At 73.0% G+C, this 25,711-nt stretch carries 24 protein-coding genes; 12 read left to right on the top strand and 12 right to left on the bottom strand.

The genetic code is table 11. The features are described from left to right. Nucleotides 1-76 precede the first annotated feature (76 nt). On the bottom strand, nt 77-976 hold the full coding sequence (locus tag J4557_RS19680) for a LysR family transcriptional regulator (RefSeq protein WP_208268190.1): 900 nt from the start codon (nt 974-976) through the stop codon (nt 77-79). A gap of 79 nt (nt 977-1,055) precedes the next feature. Between J4557_RS19680 and J4557_RS19685 the strand changes: the two genes are divergently transcribed. The 7 genes from J4557_RS19685 (at nt 1,056) to J4557_RS19715 (ending at nt 7,778) form a co-directional block, all read left to right on the top strand. After that, nucleotides 1,056-2,270 (top strand): MFS transporter, encoded by a 1,215-nt coding sequence (locus tag J4557_RS19685; protein WP_208268191.1) that lies wholly within the window; start codon nt 1,056-1,058, stop codon nt 2,268-2,270. A gap of 28 nt (nt 2,271-2,298) precedes the next feature. Continuing rightward, the gene (locus J4557_RS19690; protein ID WP_208268192.1) at nt 2,299-2,751 is read left to right on the top strand and encodes a Zn-ribbon domain-containing OB-fold protein; all 453 of its coding nucleotides are present in this window, start codon (nt 2,299-2,301) and stop codon (nt 2,749-2,751) included. Nucleotides 2,752-2,786: 35 nt separating this feature from the next. Continuing rightward, complete coding sequence (locus tag J4557_RS19695; protein WP_208268362.1) at nt 2,787-3,944, top strand: lipid-transfer protein; 1,158 nt, start codon at nt 2,787-2,789, stop codon at nt 3,942-3,944. A 135-nt stretch (nt 3,945-4,079) separates the two neighbouring features. Next, nucleotides 4,080-4,793, top strand: coding sequence for a TetR/AcrR family transcriptional regulator (locus J4557_RS19700; RefSeq protein ID WP_208268193.1), 714 nt, complete (start codon nt 4,080-4,082; stop codon nt 4,791-4,793). 530 nt (nt 4,794-5,323) lie between these two features. Next, nucleotides 5,324-6,007 carry a hypothetical protein gene (locus tag J4557_RS19705; protein WP_208268194.1) on the top strand — a complete coding sequence of 228 codons (684 nt, stop codon included), beginning with the start codon at nt 5,324-5,326 and terminating at the stop codon, nt 6,005-6,007. Between the two features lie 84 nt (nt 6,008-6,091). Beyond that, complete coding sequence (locus J4557_RS19710; protein WP_208268195.1) at nt 6,092-6,868, top strand: hypothetical protein; 777 nt, start codon at nt 6,092-6,094, stop codon at nt 6,866-6,868. A gap of 88 nt (nt 6,869-6,956) precedes the next feature. Beyond that, complete coding sequence (locus J4557_RS19715; RefSeq protein WP_208268196.1) at nt 6,957-7,778, top strand: hypothetical protein; 822 nt, start codon at nt 6,957-6,959, stop codon at nt 7,776-7,778. Between the two features lie 45 nt (nt 7,779-7,823). On the opposite strand, the gene J4557_RS19720 is transcribed toward J4557_RS19715, so the two are convergent. Both J4557_RS19720 and J4557_RS19725 read right to left on the bottom strand, forming a co-directional pair. Beyond that, nucleotides 7,824-9,446, bottom strand: a complete 1,623-nt coding sequence (locus J4557_RS19720; RefSeq protein WP_208268197.1) for a serine/threonine protein kinase — start codon at nt 9,444-9,446, stop codon at nt 7,824-7,826. A 128-nt stretch (nt 9,447-9,574) separates the two neighbouring features. Beyond that, on the bottom strand, nt 9,575-9,946 hold the full coding sequence (locus J4557_RS19725) for a DoxX family protein (protein WP_208268198.1): 372 nt from the start codon (nt 9,944-9,946) through the stop codon (nt 9,575-9,577). Nucleotides 9,947-10,153: 207 nt separating this feature from the next. Between J4557_RS19725 and J4557_RS19730 the strand changes: the two genes are divergently transcribed. Genes J4557_RS19730 through J4557_RS19740 form a run of 3 tightly spaced genes read left to right on the top strand, consistent with a single transcriptional unit; the run spans nt 10,154 to nt 13,673 of the window. Beyond that, nucleotides 10,154-10,918 (top strand): ATP-binding cassette domain-containing protein, encoded by a 765-nt coding sequence (locus J4557_RS19730; protein WP_208268199.1) that lies wholly within the window; start codon nt 10,154-10,156, stop codon nt 10,916-10,918. Between the two features lie 33 nt (nt 10,919-10,951). Beyond that, nucleotides 10,952-13,069 carry a YhgE/Pip family protein gene (locus J4557_RS19735; protein WP_208268200.1) on the top strand — a complete coding sequence of 706 codons (2,118 nt, stop codon included), beginning with the start codon at nt 10,952-10,954 and terminating at the stop codon, nt 13,067-13,069. 10 nt (nt 13,070-13,079) lie between these two features. Next, nucleotides 13,080-13,673, top strand: a complete 594-nt coding sequence (locus tag J4557_RS19740; protein WP_307800080.1) for a TetR/AcrR family transcriptional regulator — start codon at nt 13,080-13,082, stop codon at nt 13,671-13,673. A gap of 24 nt (nt 13,674-13,697) precedes the next feature. Here the strand turns inward: J4557_RS19740 and J4557_RS19745 are convergent, their stop codons facing one another. The 6 genes from J4557_RS19745 to J4557_RS19770 all read right to left on the bottom strand — a co-directional run bounded on the left by J4557_RS19745 (nt 13,698) and on the right by J4557_RS19770 (nt 20,799). Further along, the gene (locus tag J4557_RS19745) at nt 13,698-14,186 is read right to left on the bottom strand and encodes a MarR family winged helix-turn-helix transcriptional regulator (RefSeq protein ID WP_208268201.1); all 489 of its coding nucleotides are present in this window, start codon (nt 14,184-14,186) and stop codon (nt 13,698-13,700) included. Nucleotides 14,187-14,432: 246 nt separating this feature from the next. Then, complete coding sequence (locus J4557_RS19750; RefSeq protein WP_208268202.1) at nt 14,433-16,007, bottom strand: acyl-CoA synthetase; 1,575 nt, start codon at nt 16,005-16,007, stop codon at nt 14,433-14,435. Between the two features lie 93 nt (nt 16,008-16,100). Then, nucleotides 16,101-17,258, bottom strand: a complete 1,158-nt coding sequence (locus tag J4557_RS19755; protein WP_208268203.1) for a thiolase family protein — start codon at nt 17,256-17,258, stop codon at nt 16,101-16,103. After that, the gene (locus J4557_RS19760; protein WP_208268204.1) at nt 17,251-18,291 is read right to left on the bottom strand and encodes a thiolase family protein; all 1,041 of its coding nucleotides are present in this window, start codon (nt 18,289-18,291) and stop codon (nt 17,251-17,253) included. Before J4557_RS19760 ends, J4557_RS19755 begins: the two co-directional genes overlap by 8 nt. Further along, nucleotides 18,291-19,244, bottom strand: coding sequence for a Zn-ribbon domain-containing OB-fold protein (locus tag J4557_RS19765; RefSeq protein WP_307800082.1), 954 nt, complete (start codon nt 19,242-19,244; stop codon nt 18,291-18,293). The genes J4557_RS19760 and J4557_RS19765 overlap by 1 nt, the downstream gene beginning before the upstream one ends. Next, nucleotides 19,234-20,799, bottom strand: a complete 1,566-nt coding sequence (locus tag J4557_RS19770) for an acyl-CoA synthetase (RefSeq protein WP_208268205.1) — start codon at nt 20,797-20,799, stop codon at nt 19,234-19,236. The genes J4557_RS19765 and J4557_RS19770 overlap by 11 nt, the downstream gene beginning before the upstream one ends. 155 nt (nt 20,800-20,954) lie before the next feature. Between J4557_RS19770 and J4557_RS19775 the strand changes: the two genes are divergently transcribed. Beyond that, entirely contained in the window at nt 20,955-21,767 is an 813-nt protein-coding gene (locus J4557_RS19775; RefSeq protein WP_208268206.1) for a crotonase/enoyl-CoA hydratase family protein, read from the top strand. Nucleotides 21,768-21,848: 81 nt separating this feature from the next. On the opposite strand, the gene J4557_RS19780 is transcribed toward J4557_RS19775, so the two are convergent. Beyond that, the gene (locus J4557_RS19780) at nt 21,849-22,481 is read right to left on the bottom strand and encodes a flavin reductase family protein (protein ID WP_208268207.1); all 633 of its coding nucleotides are present in this window, start codon (nt 22,479-22,481) and stop codon (nt 21,849-21,851) included. Nucleotides 22,482-22,630: 149 nt separating this feature from the next. Between J4557_RS19780 and J4557_RS19785 the strand changes: the two genes are divergently transcribed. Beyond that, the gene (locus J4557_RS19785) at nt 22,631-23,074 is read left to right on the top strand and encodes a hypothetical protein (protein WP_208268208.1); all 444 of its coding nucleotides are present in this window, start codon (nt 22,631-22,633) and stop codon (nt 23,072-23,074) included. Nucleotides 23,075-23,137: 63 nt separating this feature from the next. On the opposite strand, the gene J4557_RS19790 is transcribed toward J4557_RS19785, so the two are convergent. Both J4557_RS19790 and pgfA read right to left on the bottom strand, forming a co-directional pair. Beyond that, entirely contained in the window at nt 23,138-24,247 is a 1,110-nt protein-coding gene (locus J4557_RS19790; RefSeq protein WP_208268209.1) for an NAD(P)H-dependent flavin oxidoreductase, read from the bottom strand. A 199-nt stretch (nt 24,248-24,446) separates the two neighbouring features. Further along, entirely contained in the window at nt 24,447-25,682 is a 1,236-nt protein-coding gene (pgfA, locus tag J4557_RS19795) for a cell envelope lipid trafficking protein PgfA (RefSeq protein ID WP_208268210.1), read from the bottom strand. Between the last annotated feature and the right edge of the window lie 29 nt (nt 25,683-25,711).

Raw genomic sequence — 25,711 nt, forward strand, 5'->3', positions numbered from 1 at the left:
GGCGGGCTCCGCGCGGGGCGCGGGCCCGACAACAGAATCAGGCTCGGTCGTTCACTGTACCGAAGTGACTGACGAGTCAGTTAGCGGCCCCGCGCAGCTCACCGCCCCGCTCCAGCACGAACGCCAGGAACCCCTCGACCACCGGCGGGCGCGTCCGCTCCGACGCCCAGACCAGGCCGATCGTCCGGACGCCGCCGGGGTCGGCGAGGGCGAGGCGCCGGACGCCCGGGACGTCCTCGCCGGCCGGCGGCGGCGCCACGATCGCCACGCCGAGCCCCGCCGCGACCAGTCCCCGGACCGTCGAGTGCTCCTCCCCCTCGAACGCGACCCTCGGCCGCGCGCCGCACGCCTCGAACAGCTCCTCGGTCAGCGCCCGCAGCCCGGTGCCCTGCCGGAAGGCGACGAACGGCTCGTCCAGCACGTCCCGTACCCGGGCGGCGCGGCGCGGCGCCAGCCGGTGGTCGGCCGGCACGGCCAGCTCCAGCCGCTCGGTGACGAGCGGGCGCCAGGTCAGGGACGGGTCGGCCGGCGGCGGGCTGGTGATGGCGAGGTCGGCGCGGCCGTCCAGGACCATCGCCGCGAGCCGCTCGGAGTTGTCCTGGCTCAGCCGGAACGCCACGCCGGGGTGGTCGCGCCGGTACCGGCGGAGCAGGTCCGGGACGAACGACGGGCCCTGCGTGTGCAGGAACGCGAGCGACACCTCGCCGCGCTCCGGGTCGGCGGCCTGCGCGAGGGCGCGCCGCGCCGCCTCGTCCTCGGCGGCGAGCCGCCGCGCGTGCTCGGCGAACACCCGCCCGTACCGGCTCAGCGCGACGCCGCGGCCGACCCGGTCGAACAGCGGGACGCCGAGCTCGCGTTCGAGGCGGGCGATGGCGCGCGACAGCCCGGGCTGGGAGACGCGCAGCTCGGACGCGGCATTCGTCACGTGGCCATGCTCGGCGACCGCCAGGAACCACCGCACACTCTGCAGATCCATGCATCCATGATGAATCCGCATCGGTTACCGCACAAATCGTCATTGGACGCATGAGAACATGAGGCGGACGCTGGACTCCATGACCGTCGCACCGCCCCTGGAGGTCCCGGAACGGCACCGGCTCGGCTCGCCCGGCCTGCGCCGCGTCAACCTCGCCCTGTTCGCGGCCGGGCTCACCACGTTCATGTCGCTGTACTGCACGCAGGCGCTGCTGCCGGAGCTGTCGGAGAGCTTCGGCGTCTCCCCCGCCCGGTCGAGCCTGCTCGTCTCGCTCGCCACGGGCGCGGTCGCGATCGCGGTCGTCCCGGTCAGCTCCCTGTCGGAGCGGTACGGCCGGACCCGCGTGATGATCGTGTCGTCGGTCGCGGCCGCGCTGGTCGGGCTGCTGATCCCGCTGTGCGGCTCGTTCACCGCGCTCGCCGCCGTGCGGGCCGCCCAGGGGCTCGCGCTCGCCGGGGTCCCGGCGGTCGCGATGGCCTACCTCGCCGACGAGGTGCACGGCGGGCACCTCGGCGGCGCGATGGGCCGCTACGTCGCCGGGACCGGGATCGGCGGCGTGCTCGGCCGGCTCGTCCCCGGCCTGGTCACCGACGTCGCGGGCTGGCGGTGGGCGCTCGCCGCCACCGGGTTCCTCGCGCTCGCGTTCACGATCGCGTTCTGGCTGCTGCTGCCGCCGTCGCGGTTCTTCCGGCCGTCCCGCGTCGACTACCGGCCGCTGCTCGCGCACCTGCGCGACCCCGGCCTGCGCCGCCTGTACCTGATCGCGCTGACCGCGATGGCCGGGTTCGTCACCGTCTACAACTTCCTGACGTACCGGCTGCTGGACGCCCCGTTCCACCTGCCGTACGCCGTGGTCAGCCTCATCGCCGTGACGAACGTCGCGGGGTCGGCGGCGTCCGCGCGGGCCGGGCTCCTGGCGGACCGGGCCGGGCGCCGGAAGGTGCTCGTCGGGTCGCTGGTGCTGGCGGCGTGCGGGCTGTGCCTGACGCTCCCCGCGGTCCTGCCGCTGGTCGGGGCCGGGCTGCTGGTGTTCACGGTCGGGTTCTTCGGGACGCACGCCGTGGCCAGCGGCTGGGTCGGGCGGCGCGCGCCCACCGCCCGCGCGCAGGCGTCCGCCCTGTACCTGTTCGCCTACTACCTGGGCAGCAGCGTCGGCGGCACCGCCGGGGGCGTCGCCTACGAGCACGGCCGCTGGACGGGGACCGCCCTGTACGTCCTGGTCCTGCTCGGCGTCGCGCTGCCGGCCGCCGCCGGGATGAGAACCGTCCGCTGGGTGGGACACGACCGGCCGTGAGCGGGCGCTTGGTTGTTACCGTACGCGCGTGACGACCACCGCCAAGAAACGTCTTCCGGCCATCGAGGGCTGGTTCACCACCGAGAGCGGGGACGTGCGGCTGCTCGGCACGCGCTGCTCGTCCTGCGGGACGCCGTACTTCCCGCGCAACGAGCTGGCCTGCCGCAACCCGCGCTGCACCGGCCCCAAGGACGGCTCGGAGCTGACCGAGCACGCGCTGTCCGGGCGCGGGCGCATCTGGTCCTACGCGGACGCGCGCTACAAGCCGCCGGCCCCGTACGTCTCGCCCGACCCGTTCGTCCCCTACACCGTCGCGGCCGTCGAGCTGGACGCCGAGAAGATGGTCGTGCTCGGGCAGGTCGCGCCGGGCCACACCGTCGACGACCTCGAGGTGGGCATGGAGGTCGAGCTGACCGAGGGCGTCCTCTACGAGGACGGCGAGGCCGAGTACACCGTCTGGATGTGGAGGCCCGTCAAGTGAGCGCGAACCGCGACATCGCCGTCCTGGGCGCGGGCATGCACCCGTGGGGCAAGTGGGGGCGCAACTTCGTCGAGTACGGTCTCGCGGCGGCCCGCGCCGCCCTGGCCGACGCCGGGCTGACCTGGCCGGACGTCCAGTACGTGGCGGGCGCCGACACCATCCGCAACGGCTACCCGGGGTTCGTCGCGGGCGCCACGTTCGCGCAGGCGCTCGGCTGGAACGGCGCGCGGGTGTCCAGCTGCTACGCGGCGTGCGCGTCCGGGGCGCAGGCCATCGCGTCCGCGCGCGCGCAGATCCTCGCAGGGCTGTGCGACGTGGCGCTGGTCGTCGGCGCGGACGCCGCACCGAAGGGCTTCTTCAAGCCCGTCGGCGGCGACCGCCCGGACGACCCGGACTGGCTGCGCTTCCGCCTCCTCGGCGCCACCAACCCGATCTACTTCGCGCTGTACGCGCGCCGCCGGATGGAGATCCACGGCGCGACGCTGGACGACTTCGCCGCCGTGAAGGTGAAGAACGCCCGGCACGGGCTCGCCAACCCGAACGCCCGCTACCGCAAGGAGGTGACGCTGGAGGACGTCCGCGAGTCCGCCGTCGTCGCCGACCCGCTGCGGCTGCTGGACATCTGCGCGACCAGCGACGGCGGCGCCGCGCTGGTGCTGACGTCCATGGACTTCGCGCGCCGGCACGGCATCGCCGACCCGGTGCGGCTGTCCGGCCTGTCGACGGTGACGCCGACGTTCCCCAAGACGGTCGTCGACCTGCCCGACTTCGCCACCGACTCCGCGCTCGCGGTGCCCGAGCCGGAGCGCCCCTTCCGCGCCGCGATCGCGCACGCCGCCTACGAGGAGGCCGGCATCGGCCCGGACGAGCTGTCCCTCGCCGAGGTGTACGACCTGTCCACGGCCCTGGAGCTGGACTGGTACGAGGACATCGGGCTGTGCGAGGTCGGCGGCGCCGAGGAGCTGCTGCGGTCCGGCGCGACGGCGCTGGGCGGCCGGATCCCGGTGAACCCGAGCGGCGGCCTCGCGAGCTTCGGCGAGGCGATCCCGGCGCAGGCGATCGCGCAGGTCTGCGAGCTGACCTGGCAGCTGCGCGGGCAGGCGGAGGGCCGCCAGGTGGAGGGCGCCCGCGCGGGCATCGCGGTGAACCAGGGCCTGTTCGGCCACGGCTCCGCCATGATCGCCGTCCGTTGAGTCGTCGCGTGTCGCCCCTGTCCGGCCCGGCTGAGGGCGGCACGCCACGACCCGACGGAGGCGGGGGCGCGCTCTGGGCGGTCGGGGTCCGGCATGAGACGATCCGCCGGAGTGGCGACGCGAGCGGGGGTGGGCATGGAGCGCGACGGCGCGGACGGGCGCGGGCGGGCACGCGGCCGGCTTCCCTCCGGCCGGCACCGGCTGTCCCGCGACTACGTCGCCGGGCACCAGGTCGCGCGCATTCTCGCCGCCGTCGTGGAAATCGCCGGGACCGCCGGCTACCGCGGCCTGACCGTCGATTCCATCATCGCCGATGCGGGCGTTTCCCGAGCGACGTTCTATGTCCATTTCAAAAACAAGGACGACGCCTTTCTACGCGCCAGTGACGTTATCGTCGAGCAGATGATGGACCGCGTCGTCGCGGCCTATCAGGGCGAGCCGGACGCCACCGGGCGCGTGCGCGCGAGCCTGGGCGCGCTGCTGGGCTATCTGTCCGAAAACCCGCGCGCGGCGCGGATGTGCATCGTGGAGTCGATGTCGGCGGGCCCGCTCGCGGTCGAGCGCCGGGACCGGGCGCTGGCCGCCTTCGCGCAGGTCGTGACCGACAACATGCACGAGCTTTTCCCGCACTACCCGAGTCCCGAGCTGATGGCGGAGACGATCGTCGGCGGCATCTACCAGGTCGCGTACTCGCGGATCGCGCGCGGCGAGACCGCCACGCTGCCGGAGTTGCGCGACGGACTGCTCCACACGTTCGCCGTGCCGGATCCGGACCGCTGGGGCCCGGACGCCCCGCCCCGCGAACCGGAATCCGCCGCGCCGGAGGCGCAGGCGTCCCGGCGGGCGTAGCGACGCCGGGCGGCCATTCCGGGAGGCTCGCAAGAGTTGGCGGCGGCCGTGCAATTTCCAGAAACGCTGCCGTTTTTCATGAGCGCCGGATGCGCACCGCCCGGCCCGTCCGGATGCCCGCACGCGCCTCCGCCGGAGCGCATTGGTCCAGTTGAAGCCCGCGATGCCAGCGGCGACCGGAAAGGTCGGCGAAACCGGTGGCCGGATGCGGCCAGCCGGACCGGGAACCGGAATGACCGGTCAGTCAGATCCGGTGCGGCCACCGGTCACCGCGCACGCTGCGCGTTCGCCGCCGACCTCCACGCAGCGTGACCGCTATCACACCGGAGCGTCGGCCATATTCGGACGCCGACTGGCGCCATAACCCGAAACCTGAAACCCGGTCGAGGGCCCCGCCGGAATGGCCCCCCTCTTGATGAACGCCGTCATTCATGGTTCTGTCCGGTTGCCGCGATGTCCACCGGCGCGGTCCCGGGCCCAGACCGTGCGGACGTCGTGCCCCCGCGTCTCCCACCCTGAAAGAGACAGCAATGAGAAAGCTCGGCAAAATCGCCATTCCGCTCGTCGGATCGACCGCGCTGCTCATCGGCATGACCGGCTCCGCGCTCGCGTCCGGCACCATCACCTCCGGCGGCTCCCCCTACACCGGCAACGTGCTCGCCACCAACCTCGGCAGCGTGACGCTGTCCGGCCTCAGCAGCCTCGGCTCGATCATCAACACCTGCACCAGCGCGTCCCTCGGCGCCTACACCAAGTCCGACGGCACCGGCGGGCAGCTCAACAGCGTGTCGCTGACCGGCTGCACCAACAACCGCGGCGGCACCACCACGGTCACCGCGCTCAACATGCCCTACACCGGCGGCCACGTCGACTACGACTCCACGCACGCGAGCAACCGCGACGGCACGATCACCATCAACGCGCCGAACCCCTCGGTGGACGTCAAGGCCGTCCTCACCCTGCCCGCCTGGGGCATCTCCAGCATGGAGTGCCACTACGGCCTGACGACCTCCACGGCGCTGACCATCAACGTCTACAACCCGACCAACGCCAACAAGCCGGTGCCGAGCAACCCGCACGGGCAGGGCAAGCTCGCCGGCCAGTCGCTGCAGTTCATCTCCGGCGACTCCCGGTGCCCCGCCTCGGCCTCGGCCAACGGCAACTTCCAGATCGTCACCGACCCGGGCGGGGCCGACCTGGTCCTCGGCCCGTGATCCCGCCCCGCTGATCCACCCCACCCCACCCCCACGGGACGGGCCGCGACCGCGGCCCGTCCCGCCCCTTCGCCCGGAGCACCCATGCGCCTCTCCCTCCGCCGCCGCCTCCAGGCCGGCGCCGCCGCCCTCACCGTCACCGGCGGCCTGCTCGGCGGGCTCGCCACCGCCCCCGCCGCGTCCGCCGACACCCTGCCGTCCTTCGACTTCTCCGCCTGCCCGGCCCTGCCCTCCGGCGCCGACCCGGCGTACGCGCAGTGCAACGTCGCCGTCACCACCGGCGGGACGATGCAGCTCGGATCCATCAAGGAGACGATCTCCTCCCCGATCACGCTCACCTACACCACCGGCTTCGACCCCGTGACGCTGGAGGAGTACACGATCTTCGGCTCGTTCAAGGCGAGCCGGTTCCAGGTGCAGCCGGGGCTGTTCGGCGACCCGTTCGTCACGGCCATCTACGCCCAGCCGCAGTACGCGGGCGGTCTGAACACCGACGGCGGCACGCTGAACCTGAACCTCAAGGTGAACGTGCAGAACCCGCTGCTCGGCGGCAAGTGCTACATCGGGTCCAACGCGAACCCGATCGCGCTGCACCTCACGCCCGGCACGACGAGCCCGCCGCCGCCGAACACCCCGATCTCCGGTACGCCGCCCGAGGTCGTCGGCACCAACCCGACCGTGCTGAAGACCACCGTGGTCGACAACGCCTTCGCCGTGCCGAAGGCCGACGGCTGCGGACTGGATCTCGGCGTCGAGAACTGGGCCGTCAACCTGTACGCCGGACTGCCCTCGGCCGCCGGGCACAACACGGCGATCTTCAACCAGTACGTCGCCTACAAGACCTACACCGAACTCCCGTAGCCCGGCGCGACGGCAGCGCCGCAACCGGCCCGCGCCCGCACCCCCCGCCGTGGGGCGCGGGCCTTTCACCCCCCATGGAGTTGACACGATGAGAGCACCCTTCAGGCGGCTCACCGCCACGGCGCTCGGCGCGGGGCTCGCCGCCCTGGCCGTCGCCGGCCTGTCCCGGCCGGCGAGCGCGGACGTCCCGCCCGGCCTGGACTTCAGCGACTGCCCGACCGCCGACCAGCTGCCGCCCGGTTACGACCCGACCTTCGCGCTGTGCACCGTGACGGTGATCGGCGGCGGGGAGCTGAAGATCGGGAACATCGACCAGACGATCACCCAGCCCATCAAGATGACCTGGGCGAACGGCTACGACCCGGTCACCCTCGAACAGTGGGCCGTCTTCGGCCCGATGCGGGCCGAGCCGCAGCGGGTGAAGGGCGGCGTGCTCGGCATCGAAGGCTCCGACTTCATCCCGCTGCTGCAGATCAGCGCGCAGCCCCAGCTGGCCGCCGACCCGGAGCTGGCCCCCGAGGGCACGGTCGCGCTGCGCCTCAAGCTCAAGATCAAGACGATCAACCCGCTGCTCGGCGACACCTGCTTCATCGGCAGCGACACCGACCCGATCGTGCTGAACCTCACCTACGTGACGACGGACCCGCCGCCGCCTAACAAGCCGATCACCGGGGTCGGGCCGCACGACATCGGCGACGGTGTCCTCGCCTCCACGCCGGTCGACAACGCGTTCGCGGTGCCGAAGTCGTCCGGCTGCGGCTGGAACGGCATCCTCAACGGGGTCGCCGACTTCCGCGCGGGCCTGCCGTCCGCGGCCGGCAACAACACCGCGATCTTCGACTCGTACTCGAAGTACCAGGGCTACCCCGCACTGGCCAAGACGTCCGCGAAGTACGGGGCGCAGAAGTAGCCGCGCCCTCGGCCGGTCCGCCCCGTCCGGGGCGGACCGGCCCTCTCACTTCACCGTGAAGCCGTCGCAGCCCAGGTAGTAGGCGTCGCCGTTCGGGTGGACGTGCAGCCAGATGACCGTCCAATCCCCCGTCGCGAGGGCGTACGCCTCGCTTCCGGAGCCGCTCCACTTGAAGTCCGCGGGGTAGTGCACGTAGAGCCACTGGCTGCCGCCCGGGTACTTGACCGGCTTGCTGGTGACGACGCCGGTGATCGTGTTCCCGCCCATGCCCGCCGGCGGACGGACCTGGACCGCGAGGTAGTAGCGCGGCGGCGAGTCGTACTTGAAGCGGGCGCCCAGCTCGACGCTCTTGGCCGTGTAGGGCGTGCGCGGCGTGGAGGTCTGCAGCTCGGTCGCGAGCGAGTCGCTCTCCGGGCGGATGGCCGGCAGGCAGTTGGCGTTCGCCTTCGTCCAGGCGAGCCGCCCGAAGTCGTCGGTGGGCTGCTTCACCAGGATCCTGTCGGGCGGGACGCCGCCCGGGCCGGCCTTGCCCGCGGCGGGCGAGCGCGTGGATCCGCCCGCGCCCGTCCCGGCCGGGCCGCTCGTCCGCGCGACGGGGCCCGCGCCCGAGCGGGTGGCGGACGGCCCGCCCGCGTCCGGGTGCCCGCCGCCGTCCTTGCCGTCGAAGCCGAAGCGGGCGGCGAGCGCGACCGCCAGCACGACGGCGACGACCCCGGCCCCCGCCCCGATGACGGCGGCGCGGCGGCGTCCGCCGGTCAGGCCCGGTGTCCTCGCGCGGTCGGGCGGGACGAGCCCGGCCGCGGCGGCCTGCGCGACGGTCGCGGGCAGCATCGGGGGCGCGCCGACCAGCCGCCGGTACGCGGGGTCCTGCGCGAGGGCGCCGGCGCCCGCCGCCGACGCGGCGAGCCGCTCCAGCGTGATCCGCTCGCCCGGCTCCTTCCGCGCGCACTCCCGCACGAGGTCCGCGACGCGCGGGTCGACGCCGGCGAGGTCGATCTCGCCGCTCAGCGTCCGGTGGATGATCGCCTCGATCCGCCCGCCGCCGAACGGCGGCCGCCCCGTCGCGGCGTAGGCGACCGTCCCGGCGAGGGAGAACACGTCGGAGGCCGGGAGGGGCAGCTGCTCGCGCACCACCTCGGGCGCGACGTAGCCCGGCGTGCCGTTCCACGCGCCGGTCTGCGTGATCTGCGTCTGCCCCTCGCCGCGCGCGATGCCGAAGTCGATCAGCCGGGGGCCGTCCGGCGCGAGGATCACGTTGCCGGGCTTGAGGTCGCGGTGCTGCACGCCCTGGCGGTGGATCTCGAGCAGGCCCTCCGCCAGCGCCGCGAGGAGCCGCAGGCAGGTGTCCGGCGGCAGCGGCCCGTACTGCGCGACGGCCTGCCGGAGGGTCGGGCCCGGGACGTACTCGGTCGCCAGCCAGTACGGCGGCGCGTCCAGCCCGGCGCCCACCATCGCGGCGGCGAACCGGCTGCGGACCCGCTCGACGGTCGCGACCTCGCGGCGGAACCGGGCGAGCGCCTGCGGGTTCTCGAAGTCGTCCCGGATCACCTTCAGCGCGACGTGCCGTCCGCCGCCGGTGACGCCGAGGTAGACCTGGCCCATGCCGCCCGCCCCGATGCGTGCGAGCACCGGATACCCGCCGATCTCCGCCGGATCCTCAGGACGCACTGGTTCCACGGTCGGCCCTCCCGGCCCGTCGCGTTGGGGACGGCGGAAATCATGTCATCCCCGCCCGTGCCGGGCCAACGCGGCGGCGCGCGGTCCGGCCCGCCGTCGCTCCGGTCCGGGTGGTGCGCTCAGTCGGCGTTGCGGGCGACGTGGAGGGCCCAGCCGATGAGGGGCGCCTGGAAAGGGAGGCGGCCGAGGGCGGCGGCCCGGAGCGGCAGCGGCTTGTCGCGCCAGTCGTAGGCCATCTTGACGTTGGCCGGGAAGACCGCGGCCATGAGCCCGGCGGTGGCGAGGGCGCCGGCGCGGCGGGTGCGGGGCAGGGCGACCGCCGCGGCGCACGCGAGCTCGGCGACACCGCTGGCGTAGGTCCAGGTCCGGGGGCGTCCGGGCAGCCGCCTGGGGATGAGCGCGTCGAACGGCTTCGGGGCGATCAGGTGGGCGGCGCCCATCCCCGCCATGAGGGCGGCGAGCCGGCGGGTGGCGCGCGACGAGTCGGTCATGCCCGGAGTCTGGCAGATCAGACTCATCGTCCAATAGTGCCGTGCGCCGGTGAATCGATGTGACCGAGGTCACCCCTGTTGACCTGTGTGGCGGGCGGCGGAGCGGTCACGTGTCTGATGTCACCGATTCGTCGGATGTGTTCGGTTTTCCGGCAGAGCTACCTTTGTACTGACCAGTCAGTGCAAAAACGCTCCGCGGAGGTTCCGATGGCATCCGAGACTCCAGGGGCGGTCGCCGCGGCCGGGGGGACCGCCGCGGCCGTCTCTGGACCCTCCCGCGGCTCCGGGACTGGCGGGGGCCGTCCCGGAGCCGGACGCGGCGCCGCCGGGAGCCGCGCGGCGGCCGTCCGCGCCCGCGGGCTGTCGCTGCGCGGCGCCCGCGGCTGGGTGTTCCGCGACGTCGACCTCGACGTCCCCGCCGGCGGCCTCGCCGCGGTGAGCGGCATCGCCGGGTCCGGGCGCACCGCGCTCCTGCTCGCCCTCGGCGGGCGGATGAAGCCGACCGGCGGCACCGGGGGCGTCGGCGGCGTCCCGCTGGACGACCTGCGGGCCGTCCAGCGGATCGCGGCGCTCGGGATCGTCCCGGGCGTGACCGGCCTCGATCCCGCGCTGACCGTCCGCGAGCACGTGCGGGAGGCCCTCGCGCTCCACGAGGGGATCCTCGGCCGCTTCCGGGGCCGGGACGCCCGGATGCGCGCCGCCCTCGACCGCGCGGGCCTGGACGCCGATCCCCGCACCCTCGCCGGAGACCTCGACCCCGACGAGGCGCAGCTCCTGGGCGCCGCGCTCGCGCTCGTCGGCGAACCCCGGCTCCTGCTGCTGGACGACGTCGACGAGGGCCTTCCCCCCGACCGGCAGCGCGCGCTCTGGCGACGCCTCCGCGCCATCGCCGACTCCGGCGTCACCGTCATCGCCACCTGCCACGACCCGGCCCCCGCCGAGGGCATCGCCCAGACCGTCCGGCTGCCCTGACCCGCCCCGTATCAGACACAGGAGATCCCCCCGATGAGGCTTCCCGCACTGACGCCGGGCGGTCTGGAACTGCGCCGGTTCGCGCGCAACCGGCTGACGCGCATCGCGCTGGCCGGGCTGGTGCTGCTGCCGCTGCTGTACGCCGGCCTGTACCTGTGGTCGTTCTGGGACCCCTACGCACGGCTCCGGCACGTGCCGGTGGCGCTCGTCGTCGAGGACCGGCCCGCCAAGGCCGGCGGGAGGACCGTGCACGCGGGCGCCGACCTCGCGGACGAGCTGAAGAAGCGGCAGGTCTTCGACTGGAAGACCGTCTCGGCGGTGAAGGCCGCGAAGGGCGTCCGGTCCGGGAAGTACTACATGTCGCTGACGATCCCGGCGGACTTCAGCGCGCGCGTCGCCTCGCCGTCCGGGACCGGGACGCCGACGGCGGCGGGGCTCCGGCTCCAGATGAACGACGCGAACAACTACGTCGTCGGGACGCTCGCGCAGGCCGCGTTCAAGGAGATCAGCGCCGCCGCGAGCGGGAACGCGGTGCGCGGGTACCTGGACCAGATCTTCCTGTCGTTCGACAAGCTCCACACCAGGCTCGGCAAGGCCGCCGAAGGCGCCGGCGAGCTGGCGGACGGCTCCGGGCAGGCGCACGACGGTGCCGGGAGGCTCGCGAAGGGCGCGGGCGACGCGAGGTCCGGCGCCGGGAAGCTCAAGGGCGGCATCGACGAGGCCCGGTCCGGCAGCGGGCGGCTGACGTCCGGGCTGGACGACCTGCGCACCGGGACCGGGCAGGTCGCGGCCGGCATGCAGCGGCTGACCACCACCGTCGACAAGGCCGGCGACACGCTCGTCCCGCTGCTGCGCGACCGCGCGCCGGAGATCCGGCAGGCCGCGCTGCTGGTCGCGCAGGGCGCGGACGTCCTCGCCGACGGCGCCGGACGGCTCCCCGAACGGACCGGCACCGCCGTGAAGCAGGCCGAGAAGGCACAGGCCGAGCTGGAGACCTACCTCGCCGCCCACCCGGAGGTCCCGGCGAACGTCCGGCAGGACCTCACCCGGGCCGCCGCGCGGGTCGTCGCCGTCGCGCGGCAGGTGGACGGCTACGTCCGCGACCACACCGGCGACCTGCGCAAGGTCGCCGCCGACGCCCGGACGGTCGGGACGGCCGCCCGGAGACTCGCCGAGGACGCCCCGACCCTCGCCGCGAAGGTCGAGAAGGCCCGCCGCGACGTCGACCGCCTCAACGCCGGGACGAAGCGGGTGAACGCGGGCGCCGGGCAGCTGCTGTCCGGTTCGTCGCAGCTCACGAGCGGTCTGGGCGCGCTGTCGGGCGGTGCGGGGCAGTTGGAGGACGGGCTCGGGCGGCTCTCCGGCGGCGCGGTCACGCTGGAGACGGCGCTCGCGCAGATCGCCGACGGCGACCAGAAGCTCGCCCGCGGCCTGGACGAGGGCGCCGCGCAGGTCCCGTCCTACGGCGACGGCGAGCGGAACGCGCGCGACGACATGATGAGCAACCCCGTCCGGCTGGCGTCCTCGACGGAGAACAAGGCGCCGAACTACGGCACCGGCTTCGCGCCGTTCTTCGTGCCGCTGTCCCTCTGGGTCGGCGGGATGATCATCTACATGCTGCTGCGGCCGCTGAACCCGCGCGCGCTCGCGGGCACCGCGCCCGGCCGCCGCGTCGCCCTCGCCGGCTGGCTGCCCGCCGCCGCGGTGGGCGCCGCGCAAGCCTGCGTCGTGCTGGCCGTCCTGCACTTCGCGCTCGGGCTGCGCGCCGAGCACTGGGCCGGGCTCGCCGGCTTCCTGGTGCTGGCGTCCGCCGCGTTCCTCGCGGTGATCCAGTGGGTGAACGCCCGGTTCGGGCCGATCGGCCGGATCATCGCGCTGGCGCTGCTGATGCTCCAGCTCACCTCCGCCGCCGGCACCTACCCGATCGAGACGAGCCCCGGCTTCTTCCAGGCGATCCGGCCGTGGCTGCCGATGCCGTGGGTCGTCGACGCCGTCCGGCACCTGATCAGCGGCGGCGACCTGACCTCGGTATGGCAGGGTTGTGCGGTGCTGGCGGCGTTCCTGGCGGGCGGGCTCGCGCTCACCGCCCTCGCCGTCCGGCACAACCGGGTGTGGACGATGAAACGCCTGCACCCGGCGCTGGAGCTCTAGACGCCCGATCGTGGGAGGCAGGGACGTGGCGCGCAGCGCGACCCGGGAGAAGCTGTTCACCGCGGCGATCGAGCTGATCGCGGAGAGCGGGCTCGCCGCCACCACCGTCGACCAGATCGCCGAGCGCGCCGGGGTCGCCAAGGGCACCGTCTACTACAACTTCGGCAGCAAGGCGGCGCTGTTCGCGGCGCTGCTGGAGTACGGGGTGGACCGGCTCGCCGCCGCGCTGCGGGACGCCGCGTCCGGCCGCCCGCCGCTGGAGGCGCTGGAGGCGGTGGTCAGCGCCGAGCTGGCGTTCATCGGGGAGCACGAGTCGTTCGCGCGGCTGCTGATCGCCGAGACGTGGCGGTCGGGCGGCGACTGGCAGCGCACCGCCCGGCTCATCCGGGAGCGGGCCATCGGCGCGGTCGCGGACGTGCTGCGCGCCGCGGTCGAGGCGGGCGACCTGCGCGCGGACCTCGACACGGGCACCGCCGCCTCCGCGGTGTTCGGCATGGTGCTCACCGTCGCGCTCGACTGGCGCGCCCTCGACCCGGACCGCTCCTTCGCCGACGTCCACGCCACCCTGATGGCCCTGCTGCGCGGCCGCCTCACCGCCCGGTGAGCCGCGCCGCGGGTCGGCGGAGGGTCAGGGCAGGTCGCGGACCTGCTCGATCACGCCGGGCATGGCGGCGTTGTTGGACCTGATCCAGTCGAGGAGGACGGCGATCTGCTCGTCGGTGTAGGTCGCGAGGCGCTCGCGGAAGACGCGGGCGATGGGCTCGAAGTACTCGCCGAACCGGGCGACGTTCTCCGGGACGAGCTCGACGATCACGCGGCGGCGGTCGTCGGGGTCGCGGGTCCGCTTGACGTAGCCGGCCTTCTCCAGCCGGTCGATCACGGCGGTGATGGCGCCGCCGGTGGTGATGCCCATCAGCTCGGCGAGCCGGCCGGGGGTCTGCGGGCCGTCCAGGGTGAGCGCGTTGACGCACTGCGCGTCGGTGACGTTCATCCCCGCCTTGCTCGCGGTCGCGTGGTGCAGCAGCACGGTGAACATCGTGGAGCGCTGCATCCCCGCCTGCAGTTCCGCCATCATCCGCTCGCGGTCCGGGATCGCCACGCCCCACCCCTCGTTCATTTCTCTGAATTAGAGAGGCTCAGTCTAGTGCGCCGCGGACGGAACGGACCAGCCGGGGGACGGTCCCCGGCTGTGTCGAACGAGACACCGCGGAGGAACCGGGCAGGAACGGAGCGCCACTAAACTGGTTTTTGTTAGGACCACTAAACAGGCGGTCCGCTCCTGGCCCCGGATCCCACGAAGGTTCGGGGCCGCCCCCTATCCGGCCCCGCTCCCCCATGAGCCCTGCTCACCCGCAGGCCCCGCTCACCCGCCGGCCGCCTCGCCCGCGACCTGCTTCGCCCACCGGTAGTCCGCCTTCCCGGCCGGCGACCGCTTCATCTCCGGGACGAACGCGTACACGCGCGGCACCTTGTAGCCCGACAGCTCCCTGCGGCAGTGCGCGTCCAGCTCCTCGACCGGCGGCCGCTCGCCCGACGGCTGGATCACCGCCGCGACCCGGTTGCCCCAGCGCTCGTCCGGAACGCCCGTCACCACCGCGTCGTACACGCCCGGATGCCCCTTGAGGACCGCCTCGACCTCCTCGGGGAACACCTTCTCGCCGCCGGTGTTGATGGCCTGCGACCCCCGCCCGTAGACGGCGATCGTCCCGTCCTCCTCCACCGTCGCGATGTCGCCGGTGAGCAGCCACCGCCTCCCGTCGACGACCGGGAAGGTCCGGGCCGTCTTCTCCGGGTCGTTGTAGTAGCCGTGCGCGATGTGGCCGGTGCGCGCGACCTGCCCGATCACCCCGGACCCCGGCTTCACCGGCTGGAGCGCGTCGTCCAGGACCGTCACGTTCTCCACGTCCGGCGCGAACTTCAGGCCCTTCTCCGGCGTGGAGCCCGCCGTCGCCTCCGCCGTCGACCCCGACTCCGTCGACCCGAACCGGTCCAGGATCATCGTGTTCGGCAGCAGCCCCCGGATCCGGTCGCGGACCGTCCCGGTCAGGATCGCGCCCGTCGACACGAACGCCAGCAGCGACGACGTGTCGTACCCGCCGCGCGCCAGCTCCTCCGCCATCGGGATCGCCATCGCGTCCCCGGTGATCGTCAGCGAGTTGACCTTCTCCCGCTCGATCGTCCGCCAGATCTCCGCCGCGTCGAACTTGCGCGCGTAGACCAGCGTGGCGCCCATGAACCAGGCGATCCACGTGGCCATCTGGGCGGCGCCGTGCATCAGCGGCGCGATCGGCATCATGATCATCGGCCCGCCGTTGCGGGCCAGGTCGACGACGTCCTCCGGCTTCTGCGGGCGCGGGAACGTCGGGTTCCAGAACGCCAGCAGCATCTGCTCGGTCGACCACATGACGCCCTTCGGCATCCCGGTCGTCCCGCCCGTGTAGATGATGTAGGTGTCGTCGGCCGAGCGGGCCGGGAACCCGCGCGTCCCCGGCTGCGCCGCCAGCGCCTCGTCGTAGCGGACGGCGCCGTCGATCGACGGCGCGCCCCCCACGGCGATCAGGTGCCGCAGCTCCGGCGCCTCCGGGACCGTCGCGGCGACCCGGTCCTCGAACTCCACGTCGTACAGCAGCGCGACGCTGTCGGAGTCCCGGTAGATGTAGAGCAGCTCCGTCTCCACGTACCGGTAGTTCACGTTGATCGGCACGGCCCGGATCTTCAGCGCCGCCAGCAGCGCCGCCGCGTACTCGACGCCGTTGTACAGCTGCATCGCCACGTGCTGGCCGGGCCGCACGCCCGCCGACTCCAGATGGTGCGCGAGCCGGTTGGCGTGCTCGTCCAGCTCGGCGTAGGTGAGCCGCCGGTCGCCGCAGACCACCGCGACGCGGTCGCCGATCGCGTCCGCGACTCCTTCGAACAGATCGGCGTGGTTGTACTCCATCGGACGTCCTCCGGAGGGTGGGTATTCGCGCCTACGGTGTCTGGGGTCGCCCCCAGGGGAACACGGACAGGGAAAGACGGGAGCCGGGACGGGTCAGGGCTTGTCGCCGCCGACGACCCACATCGCGAAGAACTGGGCGCCGCCGCCGTAGGCGTGGCCGAGGGCGCGCCGCGCCCCGTCCACCTGGTGCTCGCCGGCCTGCCCGCGGACCTGCAGCGCCGCCTCCGCGAACCGGATCATCCCGGACGCGCCGATCGGGTTGGACGACAGCACGCCGCCGGAGGGGTTCCACGGGATGTCCCCGTCGAACGCCGTCGCGCCGGCCTCGGTGAGCTTCCAGCCCTCGTTGTCGCCGCAGAACCCGAGGTTCTCCAGCCACATCGGCTCGTACCAGGAGAACGGCACGTACACCTCGGCGCAGTCCAGCTCGCGGCGCGGGTCGGTGATGCCGGCCTGCCGGTACACGTCCGCCGCCGCGTCCTTGCCGCCCTGCGGGCTGACGTTGTCGCGGCCCGCGAACTGCATCGGCTCCGACCGCATCGCGGTGCCGTGCACCCACGCGGGCTTGCCCGGCGCCTTCTTCGCCGCGTCCTCGGACGCCAGCACCATCGCGCAGGCGCCGTCGGACGACGGGCAGGTCTCCAGGTAGCGGATCGGCTCCCACAGCATCGGCGTCGACTCGACCATCTCGCGGGAGATGCCGGGGATCTTCAGGTGCGCGTACGGGTTGCGCAGCGCGTTCTGCCGGTCCTTCACCGCGACGAGCGTGCCGATGTGGTCGGGCGCGCCCGACCGGGCCATGTAGGCGCGGATGTGCGGCGCGAAGTAGCCGCCGGCGCCGACGACCAGGGACGTCGTGAACGGCCCGTTCACCGTCAGCGCCCACGTCGCGTTCGACTCCGACTGCTTCTCCCACGCGATCGTGAGGACCCGCTCGTGCACGCCGGACTGGATCAGGTTCGCCGCGACGATCGCCGTCGACCCGCCGACCGAGCCGGCCGTGTGCACCCGCATCAGCGGCTTGCCGGTCGCGCCGAGCGCCTCCGCCAGGAACAGCTCCGGCATCACCACGCCCTCGAACAGGTCGGGCGCCTTGCCGACCACGACGGCGTCGATGTCCTTCCAGGTCAGCCCGGCGTCGTCGAGGGCGCGGCGGGCCGCCTCGCGCAGCAGGCCCGCCATCGACACGTCCAGCCGCTTGGTCTTGTACTGGGTCTGCCCGACGCCGATGACCGCACAGGGGTTAGCCATTGTTCTTCTCTCCCGACATCACGCAGACGAGGTTCTGCTGCAGGCAGGGGCCGGACGCGGCGTGCCCGAGCGTCCTGGACGCCGTCCCGTCGTGGATGCGGGACGCGGCCTCGCCGATCCGGATGAGGCCCGCCGCCATCACCGGGTTCGCCGACAGGGCCCCGCCGGACGGGTTGACCGTCACGCCGTCGCCGAGGCCGAGCGCCTCGCGCAGGATCAGCTCCTCGTGGCTGAACTGCGCGTGCAGCTCCGCGACCTCGACCCCGGCCGCGCCGGCCTTCTCCCCCGCGATGCGGGCGGCCTCGGACCGGGTCAGGTCGCGGACGCCGAGGGCGTGCGGCTCGGTGCGGTGGTCGATGCCGGTGATCCACGCGGGCCGCTCGCACAGCTCCCGCGCCTTGTCGCCGGCGGCGAGGACGATCGCCGCCGCGCCGTCGGTGACGGGCGCGACGTCGTACGGGCGCAGCGGCGCCACGTCGTAGTCGTCCCCCTCGGGGTCCGGCAGGTGCAGCGCGAACGGGTTGTCGCGGCCGGACGCCCGGGACCGCGCCGCGACCGCGCGCAGGTCGTCCTCCTTCGCGCCCGCGCGCTCCAGGTACGCGCGCGCCTGCATGGCCGCCATCGACACCTGGTCGACGCCGAGGGGCGCCAGCGTGTACGGGTCGAGCTGCTGGGTCATGATCGCGCGCAGGTCGCCCTGGGACGACTTGCCGAACCCGTACACCAGCGCCGTGTCGATCTCGCCGAGCTGGAGCTTCACCCACGCCTCGTACAGCGCCCACGCGCCGTCCATCTCGACGTGGCTCTCGGAGATCGGCGGCCACGCGCCGAGCGTGTCGAGCGCGGACACGAAGGCGAACGGCGCGCCCTGCAGGTAGTCGCACGAGCCCGAGCAGGTGAACCCGAAGCGGGACAGCCCCGTCCGCTCCTTGATCTCGGTGATCACCGGCAGGACCATCTCGGTCTCCGCGATCCCCTGGTCCTCGGCGGCGTGGTGACTCTGTGCGAACGCGACGACTGCGACATCACGCATTACATGAAGTCCTTGATCTCTTCGAAGGGGACGTCGGGCTCGTCGGTCGGCTCGAACCACTTGATGTTGGCCATCGACCGGTCCCACTCCTCGCGGGGCCGCCACGCCGCCTTCACCCGCATGCCCATCCGGACCTGGTCGGCCGGGACGCCCGCGATGAGCGTCAGCATCGTCAGGCCCGCCCCGTCCAGCAGGACGTAGCCGGACACGAACGGCACCTCGGGCGCGCGCGGGTCGGGGATGTTGTTGACCGCGAAGGTGGTGACGGTGCCGGTGTCCGGCAGCTCCACCTCCTCGGACGTGGGGACGCCGTCGCGCGGGCAGAACCCCTTCATCGGCACGATGACCTTCTCGCACACCGGGCAGCGGTGCCCGATGAGGCGGCCCTCGGAGACGCCCTCCAGGAACCGGCCGAGCGCCTGCCCGCCCTTCAGCCGGTACTCCAGGCTCGCCTGCGGATTGATCATGGTGACCTCGGGCTGGAAGCACTCGATGTCGCCGATCGTCCCGGTCCGCTCCGCGCGGTACCTCGGCCTGACCCGCATCCCGGTCTTCAGGGTCTTCGGGGGCTTCGCGCCCGCCTCGAGGACGCCGAGGTCGAGGGCGTGCAGCAGCGCCGTGTCGGCGCCGTCCGGGCGGATCAGCGCCCACGCGAACGGCCGGTCGAACGGGTGCTCCTTCGCCGGGTTCGGCACCCACGACCAGGTCGTCACGGTCCCGGCCGGGCCGACCTCGACGAACTCGCCGGTGACGTCCTCGCCGGTCTCCGGGTCGTACTCCGACGGCGGGACGAGCACCCGCCCGGCCGCCGTGCGGACGCCGACCATCCGGCCGTCGCGCAGCTCGCTCAGGAAGCGCCCGATCACCGGCCCGACCGAGCGGGTGTAGCCGCCGGGGAACTCGACGACGTGGTTGACCGCCGTCTCAGACGGCTGCGTGGTCTCAGATGGCACTGTCGCGGTCCTTCCAGTACGGGTCCCGCAGCTTGCGCTTGAGCAGCTTGCCGTTGGGCTCGCGCGGCATGGTCTCGATGAAGTCGATGGTCTTCGGCCACTTCATCTTCGCCAGCCGGCCCTCCAGGGACGTCAGGATGTCCTCGGCCAGCTCGGGCCCGGGCTCGGCGCCCTCGGCGGGCTCGACGACGGCCTTGATCTGCTCGCCCCACTCGTCGTCGGGGATGCCGAACACGGCGACGTCCGCGACCTTGGGGTGCAGGGTGATCTCGTTCTCGATCTCGGCGGGGTAGATGTTCGCGCCGCCCGAGATGATCATGTCGGCCTTGCGGTCGGACAGGAACAGGAACCCGTCCTCGGTCAGGTAGCCGATGTCGCCGACCGTGAAGAAGTCGCGGAGGCGGTTCTTCTCCGTCTTCTCCTTGTCGCCCTTGTACTCGAACTGGACGCCGGCCATCTTCATGTAGATGGTGCCGTGCTGCCCGGTCGGGACCTCGTTGCCGTCGTCGTCGACGATGAGCAGCTCGCTGATCGCCCACGCCTTGCCGACCGTGCCGGGGTGGGCGCGCCAGTCCTGCGGGCTGGCGATCGTGCCGCCGCCCTCGGTGGCCGCGTAGTACTCCCAGATGCAGTCGCCCCACCAGTCGAGCATCTGCTGCTTGATCGGGACGGGGCACGGCGCCGCCGCGTGGATCGCCCACTTCATCGACGACACGTCGTACTTGCTCCGCACGTCCTCCGGCAGCGCCAGCAGCCGCTTGAAGTGCGTCGGGACCATGTGGGTGTTGCTGACCCGGTGCTCCTGGATCAGCTTCAGCGTCTCCTCGGCCTCCCACTTGTCCATGTAGACGAGGGTGTGGCCCATCTGCAGCGCCGTCCCGCCGAACTGGGTGACGGCGGTGTGGTAGTTCGGCGACGTGATCAGGTGCGCCTGGTTCTCGCCGCCCGCCGGCCGGCCCGGCGTCATCCCGAACAGGCCGAGCAGGAACGTCATCAGCTCAGCGCTGTCGTCGGGGTCGAGCCCGTTCAGCGCGCGCTTGACGCCCTTCGGCCGTCCCGTCGTGCCGGACGTGTAGTGCATGGTCGCGCCGGCGCTGCGGTTCTCCGGCAGCGTGTCCGGCCGCCCGTCCACCAGCTCGGCGTAGGGCCGGAAGCCCTCGACCTTCCCGAACCCGAACCGGCGGTGCGGTTCGAGCCCCGACTCGTCGGCGGCGCGCACGCCCTCGGCGGCGTACCGCTCGTGCACGAAGAACGCCTTGGCCTCGCTGTCGGCGACGATGTAGCCGATCTCCGGGCCGGTCAGATGCCAGTTGATCGGCGTGTAGTACCAGCCGGCCTGGAGCGCCGCCAGGTAGAGGACGAGCCCCTCGACGCCGTTCGGGACGAGCCCGCAGATGCCGTCGCCGTCCTTGAGGCCGAGCTCGCGGAGCCCGTGGACGAGCCGGTTCGAGCGGACCAGCAGGTCGCCCGCGGAGTACTGCGCGCCGTCCGGATCGACGGCGGCGACCCACTCGGGATCGGCCTGCGCCAACCGCCAAAAGCCCAACGACCCCATCGGATCTCCCTTGCGTGATCACGGTGAGCACCGCCTGCCGGCGGCGCCCGGCGACCAAAGTAGATCACGTTCTCGTTTTGCAGGGCAACCCCTACCGGTAGCGCATCGCCTTAACTAGAATCTGTTCTTGTTTTGCCCATCGCAGGAGGACATCCATGGCCGAGCTGCTGCCGATCAGCACCGAGCACTGCACCGTCGAGCGGGACGGCCACGTCGTCATCGTCACGATGAACCGGCCCGAGGCGCGCAACGCGCTCAGCACGGCCATGCTGGTCGGCCTCGCCGACGCCTGGGCCTACATGTCCGACACCCCCGAGGTCCGCGTCGGCATCCTCACCGGGGCCGACGGCACCTTCTGCGCCGGCGCCGACCTCAAGGCCATGTCGCAGCCGCCGTCCGACCCCCGCGTCGCGGAGCGCGCCGCGCAGATCCCCGACTACCACTGGAAGGGCCTGCTCCGCGACGGCCGCCCGACCAAGCCGCTCATCTGCGCCATCGAGGGCTACGCCGTCGCCGGCGGCACCGAACTGCTGGCGGGCACCGACCTCCGCGTCGTCGCCGAGGGCGCCACCCTCGGCCTCTTCGAGGCCAAGCGCGGCCTGTTCCCCATGGGCGGCTCCGCCGTCCGCCTCCCCCGCCAGATCGGCTACGCCGCCGCCCTCGACATCCTGCTCACCGCCCGCGAGGTGACCCCGCAGGAGGCCCTCGCCATGGGCCTGATCAACAAGGTCGTCCCCGACGGCGAGGCCCTCGCCGTCGCCCGCGAGATGGCCGACCAGATCGCCGCCTGCGCGCCGCTGTCCGTCCAGGCGATCCTGCGCGCCGTCCGCGAGACCGAGCACCTGCCCGAGGAGGAGGCGCTCAAGGTCTCCGACGAGATCGGCTGGCCCGTCTTCGCCACCGAGGACGCCAAGGAGGGCTCGAAGGCCTTCAAGGAGAAGCGCGCCCCCGTCTACCACGGCAAGTAGCACCCGCGGTCCGGGGCGCGGAGCCGTCAGGAAGCGCCCCGGTCACGCGAGGGCGGCGGAGGCGGAGCGGCCGGTTCCGGGCTACGGGGTTCGAGGGGTCTCGCTGCGGAAGGTGTGGCCGAGTTCGGGGCCGAGGCCGAAGTAGTGGCGGAAGTTGTAGATGAGCGGGCTCCACTCGGCCGGATCCACGTGGTGGGTGCCCGGGACGACGATGCGCGGGTCGGCGTGCACGCGCAGGACGTCGGCCTCGACGATGACGAAGCCGCCGGACGCCCCGGGGCGCACCCGCTCGGCGCGGGCCTCCAGCTGCAGCGGGCATTCGGCGACGCGGGACGGCCCCACCGTCTCGGACGGCTCGGGCCGCAGCCCGGCGGCGGCGAACTTGTCCCGCTCGAACCGGAAGGCGCCCGCCTTCGCCGCAGGCACCGGGTCGCGTCCCGTCAGCGGCGCCAGCCGCTCCACGGCCCGCCACTGCTCCGGCCCCGGAACGTTGATCACCAGTTCGGGGCGCTCCCGGAGGTTGCGGGCGGTCTGCCCCTCGGCGCCGAGCCCGAGCACGACCGTCCGGCCGAGCGCCCACGCCGACGACATCGGCGCGAGGTTGTCCGAGCCGTCCTCGTTCGCGCTGGTCAGGAGGACGACGGGGGTTCCGAAGTACAGGACGCTCGGCTCGATGGCGACGTGTTCCGGCATGGCGGCGACCGCAGGTTCCATGGTCGGCAACGTAGGGCGGGATCGTTTCGATACCGGCTGAAATGTGATCGCGGGCGGGTATCGGACCGTCCGAAAAGGGGGCGGTGTTTGCGCGGCTCCCTCCGTGGCACGGCTGGACGCAAGCCGGTCATGGAAGGGATGAGCAGGCGATGGCTCTCCAGATAGGACGGTACCTGGGACGGGGCCGCACGGCGGACGGCGAGCCGCCGGCGGAGCCCCGGAGGCGCTGGGCCTGGCCCCGGCGGACGGCCGCGGCGGCGCCCGCGGACGAGAGCGCGGGGAAGACCGTGGTGGTGCGGAGGCCGCGGCGGTGGGCGCGCGGCCGGCACAACCCCGTCAGCGCGATGATCCTGTCGGCGGGCTGGGCGGCGGCGTTCATCCTCGCCCTCGGGATGCTGCTGACCTGGGGCGGCGCCAACCCGGGCAATGGCCTGGTGCACGCGACGCTCACCACGGGCCGCTGGCTCGCGACGCCGTTCCACGACGCGTTCACGCGGCCGGACCCGAAGGAGCAGCTCTACATCAACTGGGCGATCGCGGGCGCCGTCTACTACGTCGTCGCGCGGGCCCTGTCGTGGATGACCCGCTTCTGACAGCCGGGAGTTCGGCGGCGGCCGGGGCGTACCGCCCCGGCCGCCGTCCCTGCCCTTGCGGGGTCAGCCTTCGGTGATCGCGTTGAGCCGCTCGATCGACTCGACGTACTCCTCGATCAGGTCGTAGACGACCTGGGCCGCCGGCTTCACCTGGTTCATGGAGCCGACGATCTGGCCGACCGGGAAGGTGACCAGCTCGCCGTCGCCGGACCGGGCGATGCGCGGCAGCGCGTCGGCGATCAGCATGAACTGCATGGGCATCGGCAGGTAGCCCGGGGACTTCTCGCTCTCCCACGCCTCGGTCCACGCGGTCTTGAGGAACCGCGCGGGCTTGCCGGTCCAGGCGCGGGACCGGACGGTGTCGCGGGAGGTGGCCGCGAGGAGCTTCGGCAGCGCCCGCTCGGGGGTGTCGGCCTCGTCCACGGTCAGCCAGATGGAGCCCGTCCAGACGCCGTCGGCGCCGAGCGCGAGGCCGGCGGCCATCTGCCGGCCCCGGCCGATGCCGCCCGCCGCGAGGACGATCGTGTCCTCGCCGACCGCGTCCACGACCTCGGGGATCAGCACCATCGTGGACACGTCGCCGGTGTGGCCGCCGGCCTCGGTGCCCTGCGCGATGATGATGTCCACGCCGGCCTCGACCTGCTTGCGGGCGTGCCGCGCGTTGGAGGCCAGGCCGCCGACCTTCACGCCGTGCTGGTGGGCCAGCTCGGCGACGTCGGCCGGGGGCGGGCCGAGGGCGCTCGCCAGCAGCGCGATCGGGTGCTTGAGCGCGATCTCGACCTGCGGCCGGGCCGTCTGGTCGGTCCACCCGAGCAGCACCTTGCTCGCGCTCTCGGTGGACGGCTCGACGCCGTGCTCCTGGAGCAGGTCCTCCAGGAACTTGCGGTGCTCGGCCGGGATCATGCCCTGGAGCTTGCCGACCAGTTCCTCGGCGTCGCCGAGGTCGGCGCCCTCGTACTTGGCGGGCATCACCACGTCCACGCCGTACGGCTTGCCGCCGACGTGCTCGTCGATCCACTTGAGCTCGAGTTCGAGCTCCTCGGGGGTGAAGTACAGGGCGCCGAGGACGCCCATGCCGCCGGCGCGGCTCACCGCCGCGACGACGTCGCGGCAGTGACTGAACGCAAAGATCGGGTACTCGATGCCGAATTGTTCGGTGACTCGTGTCCGCACAGCCTCGACCCTAGGCGGGTCCACGCAAAACTGCAACAGGTTCTAGTTGGGGAAATCGCTGAGGCACGCAGAACATGCCGACGCGGGGGTCCGGTCGGCTCTAGAACACGTATCAGCGCGAGTGGGGACAGCCGAAGGCCCCGCGGCCCGGAGGGGGCCTGCGGGGCCTTGGCGAGCGAGAAGCGGGCGAGGAGCGGGCTCAGCGGCGCCGCGACGGCAGCCGGCGCTGGCGGCCGTCGGACGGCGCCCGCCGCGCCTGCGGCCTGCCGGTGCCCTTGGACGGCGCCGGAGCCGCGCCCTGGGCACCGGATGCGTCCGGCGCGTCCGGGGCGGCGGCGCGGGCCGCGAACGAACCGGGCGGAGCGGCCGCCGACGCCGGCGCGGCCGCAGCGGTCCCGCCGGGGGCCGCGGCGGCGCCGGGAGCGCCGGGAGGCTTGGGCGGGCCCGCGTCGCCGAACTTGCCGTCGGGACGGCGGGGCGCCTCGATCGGCGGGGGCGTCCGGTCGCGCATCAGCCCGAGGAGGCCGCCGGCCAGCAGCAGCACCAGGCCGACGAACACCGCGCCCGCCGGGACGTAGCTGCGCACCAGGTCGATCTGCAGCGCGGTCTTGTCCGCCATCGAGACGAGGCCCCGCTGGTCCTTGTCGAGGGTGATCAGGTCGGCCTGGGCGACGATCATCTTGCCCTTGCCGTCGGGCGTCTGCACCCAGCTGCGGATGTTCTCCCGCTGCTTGACCGGGATGCCGGTGCGCGGGTCGACCCACATCGTGTTGTAGGCCTCGGTGTAGCGGTCGGCCTTCTGGTTGCCCTTGTCGGCCGGCAGCCCCAGCATGCTCGCCGGCATCTTGGTGTCGAGCGAGGCCGTCTTGGTCAGCGGGATGTGCTGGGTGAACCGGTAGGTCGCGAGGCCGTGCACCCGCTCGACCCCGCCGTACTGCATCGGCGCCTGCTGCTTGGTGGTCATGTCGAAGAACGGGTAGTCGCGCTTCTGCACGTTCCCGATCGGGAACAGCAGCCCGTACCCCGACATGCGGACGGTGCTGTCGCCCTCGACGTTGGCGCCGCAGCAGTTGACGAGGACGCCCGTCCGGCGGTCGAACGCGATCCGGAACTTCTGGATCTGCACCGGGGTGTCGGGCTTGGCCTGGTCGTAGATGTCGGTGGTGGAGTCCCAGACGGCGATCTTGTTGTTGCCGCCGTTGGCCCGCACGTCGCCGCGGATGGTGTTGTTGGCCCGCAGCGTGACGCCGTTCTTCAGCTTCAGGTCGGACTGGTCGAAGTAGGTGCTGTTCGGCGACTCCAGCCGGGTGACCTGGTACCGGTTCAGCGGCGCCTGCACCACCTGGTCGGCCACGTAGAACCGGACCAACGGCGCGAGCGCGAGAAAGAAGGCGCCCAGGCCGATCAGGATCAGGCCGACCACCGGTCGCCGCATGAACACCTCCGGGACTGCGGTCCGTTCCC

This window comes from Actinomadura nitritigenes (assembly GCF_017573545.1).
Lineage (GTDB): Bacteria > Actinomycetota > Actinomycetes > Streptosporangiales > Streptosporangiaceae > Spirillospora > Spirillospora nitritigenes.

Bases quoted from the DNA above. Each gene is read 5' to 3' on its own strand.
- J4557_RS19680 (WP_208268190.1), bottom strand. From the start codon at position 976: ATGGATCTGCAGAGTGTGCGGTGGTTCCTGGCGGTCGCCGAGCATGGC.
- J4557_RS19685 (WP_208268191.1), top strand. From the start codon at position 1,056: ATGACCGTCGCACCGCCCCTGGAGGTCCCGGAACGGCACCGGCTCGGC.
- J4557_RS19695 (WP_208268362.1), top strand. From the start codon at position 2,787: ATGCACCCGTGGGGCAAGTGGGGGCGCAACTTCGTCGAGTACGGTCTC.
- J4557_RS19700 (WP_208268193.1), top strand. From the start codon at position 4,080: ATGGAGCGCGACGGCGCGGACGGGCGCGGGCGGGCACGCGGCCGGCTT.
- J4557_RS19705 (WP_208268194.1), top strand. From the start codon at position 5,324: ATGAGAAAGCTCGGCAAAATCGCCATTCCGCTCGTCGGATCGACCGCG.
- J4557_RS19710 (WP_208268195.1), top strand. From the start codon at position 6,092: ATGCGCCTCTCCCTCCGCCGCCGCCTCCAGGCCGGCGCCGCCGCCCTC.
- J4557_RS19715 (WP_208268196.1), top strand. From the start codon at position 6,957: ATGAGAGCACCCTTCAGGCGGCTCACCGCCACGGCGCTCGGCGCGGGG.
- J4557_RS19725 (WP_208268198.1), bottom strand. From the start codon at position 9,946: ATGACCGACTCGTCGCGCGCCACCCGCCGGCTCGCCGCCCTCATGGCG.
- J4557_RS19730 (WP_208268199.1), top strand. From the start codon at position 10,154: ATGGCATCCGAGACTCCAGGGGCGGTCGCCGCGGCCGGGGGGACCGCC.
- J4557_RS19735 (WP_208268200.1), top strand. From the start codon at position 10,952: ATGAGGCTTCCCGCACTGACGCCGGGCGGTCTGGAACTGCGCCGGTTC.
- J4557_RS19745 (WP_208268201.1), bottom strand. From the start codon at position 14,186: ATGAACGAGGGGTGGGGCGTGGCGATCCCGGACCGCGAGCGGATGATG.
- J4557_RS19750 (WP_208268202.1), bottom strand. From the start codon at position 16,007: ATGGAGTACAACCACGCCGATCTGTTCGAAGGAGTCGCGGACGCGATC.
- J4557_RS19755 (WP_208268203.1), bottom strand. From the start codon at position 17,258: ATGGCTAACCCCTGTGCGGTCATCGGCGTCGGGCAGACCCAGTACAAG.
- J4557_RS19760 (WP_208268204.1), bottom strand. From the start codon at position 18,291: ATGCGTGATGTCGCAGTCGTCGCGTTCGCACAGAGTCACCACGCCGCC.
- J4557_RS19770 (WP_208268205.1), bottom strand. From the start codon at position 20,799: ATGGGGTCGTTGGGCTTTTGGCGGTTGGCGCAGGCCGATCCCGAGTGG.
- J4557_RS19775 (WP_208268206.1), top strand. From the start codon at position 20,955: ATGGCCGAGCTGCTGCCGATCAGCACCGAGCACTGCACCGTCGAGCGG.
- J4557_RS19780 (WP_208268207.1), bottom strand. From the start codon at position 22,481: ATGGAACCTGCGGTCGCCGCCATGCCGGAACACGTCGCCATCGAGCCG.
- J4557_RS19785 (WP_208268208.1), top strand. From the start codon at position 22,631: ATGGCTCTCCAGATAGGACGGTACCTGGGACGGGGCCGCACGGCGGAC.
- pgfA (WP_208268210.1), bottom strand. From the start codon at position 25,682: ATGCGGCGACCGGTGGTCGGCCTGATCCTGATCGGCCTGGGCGCCTTC.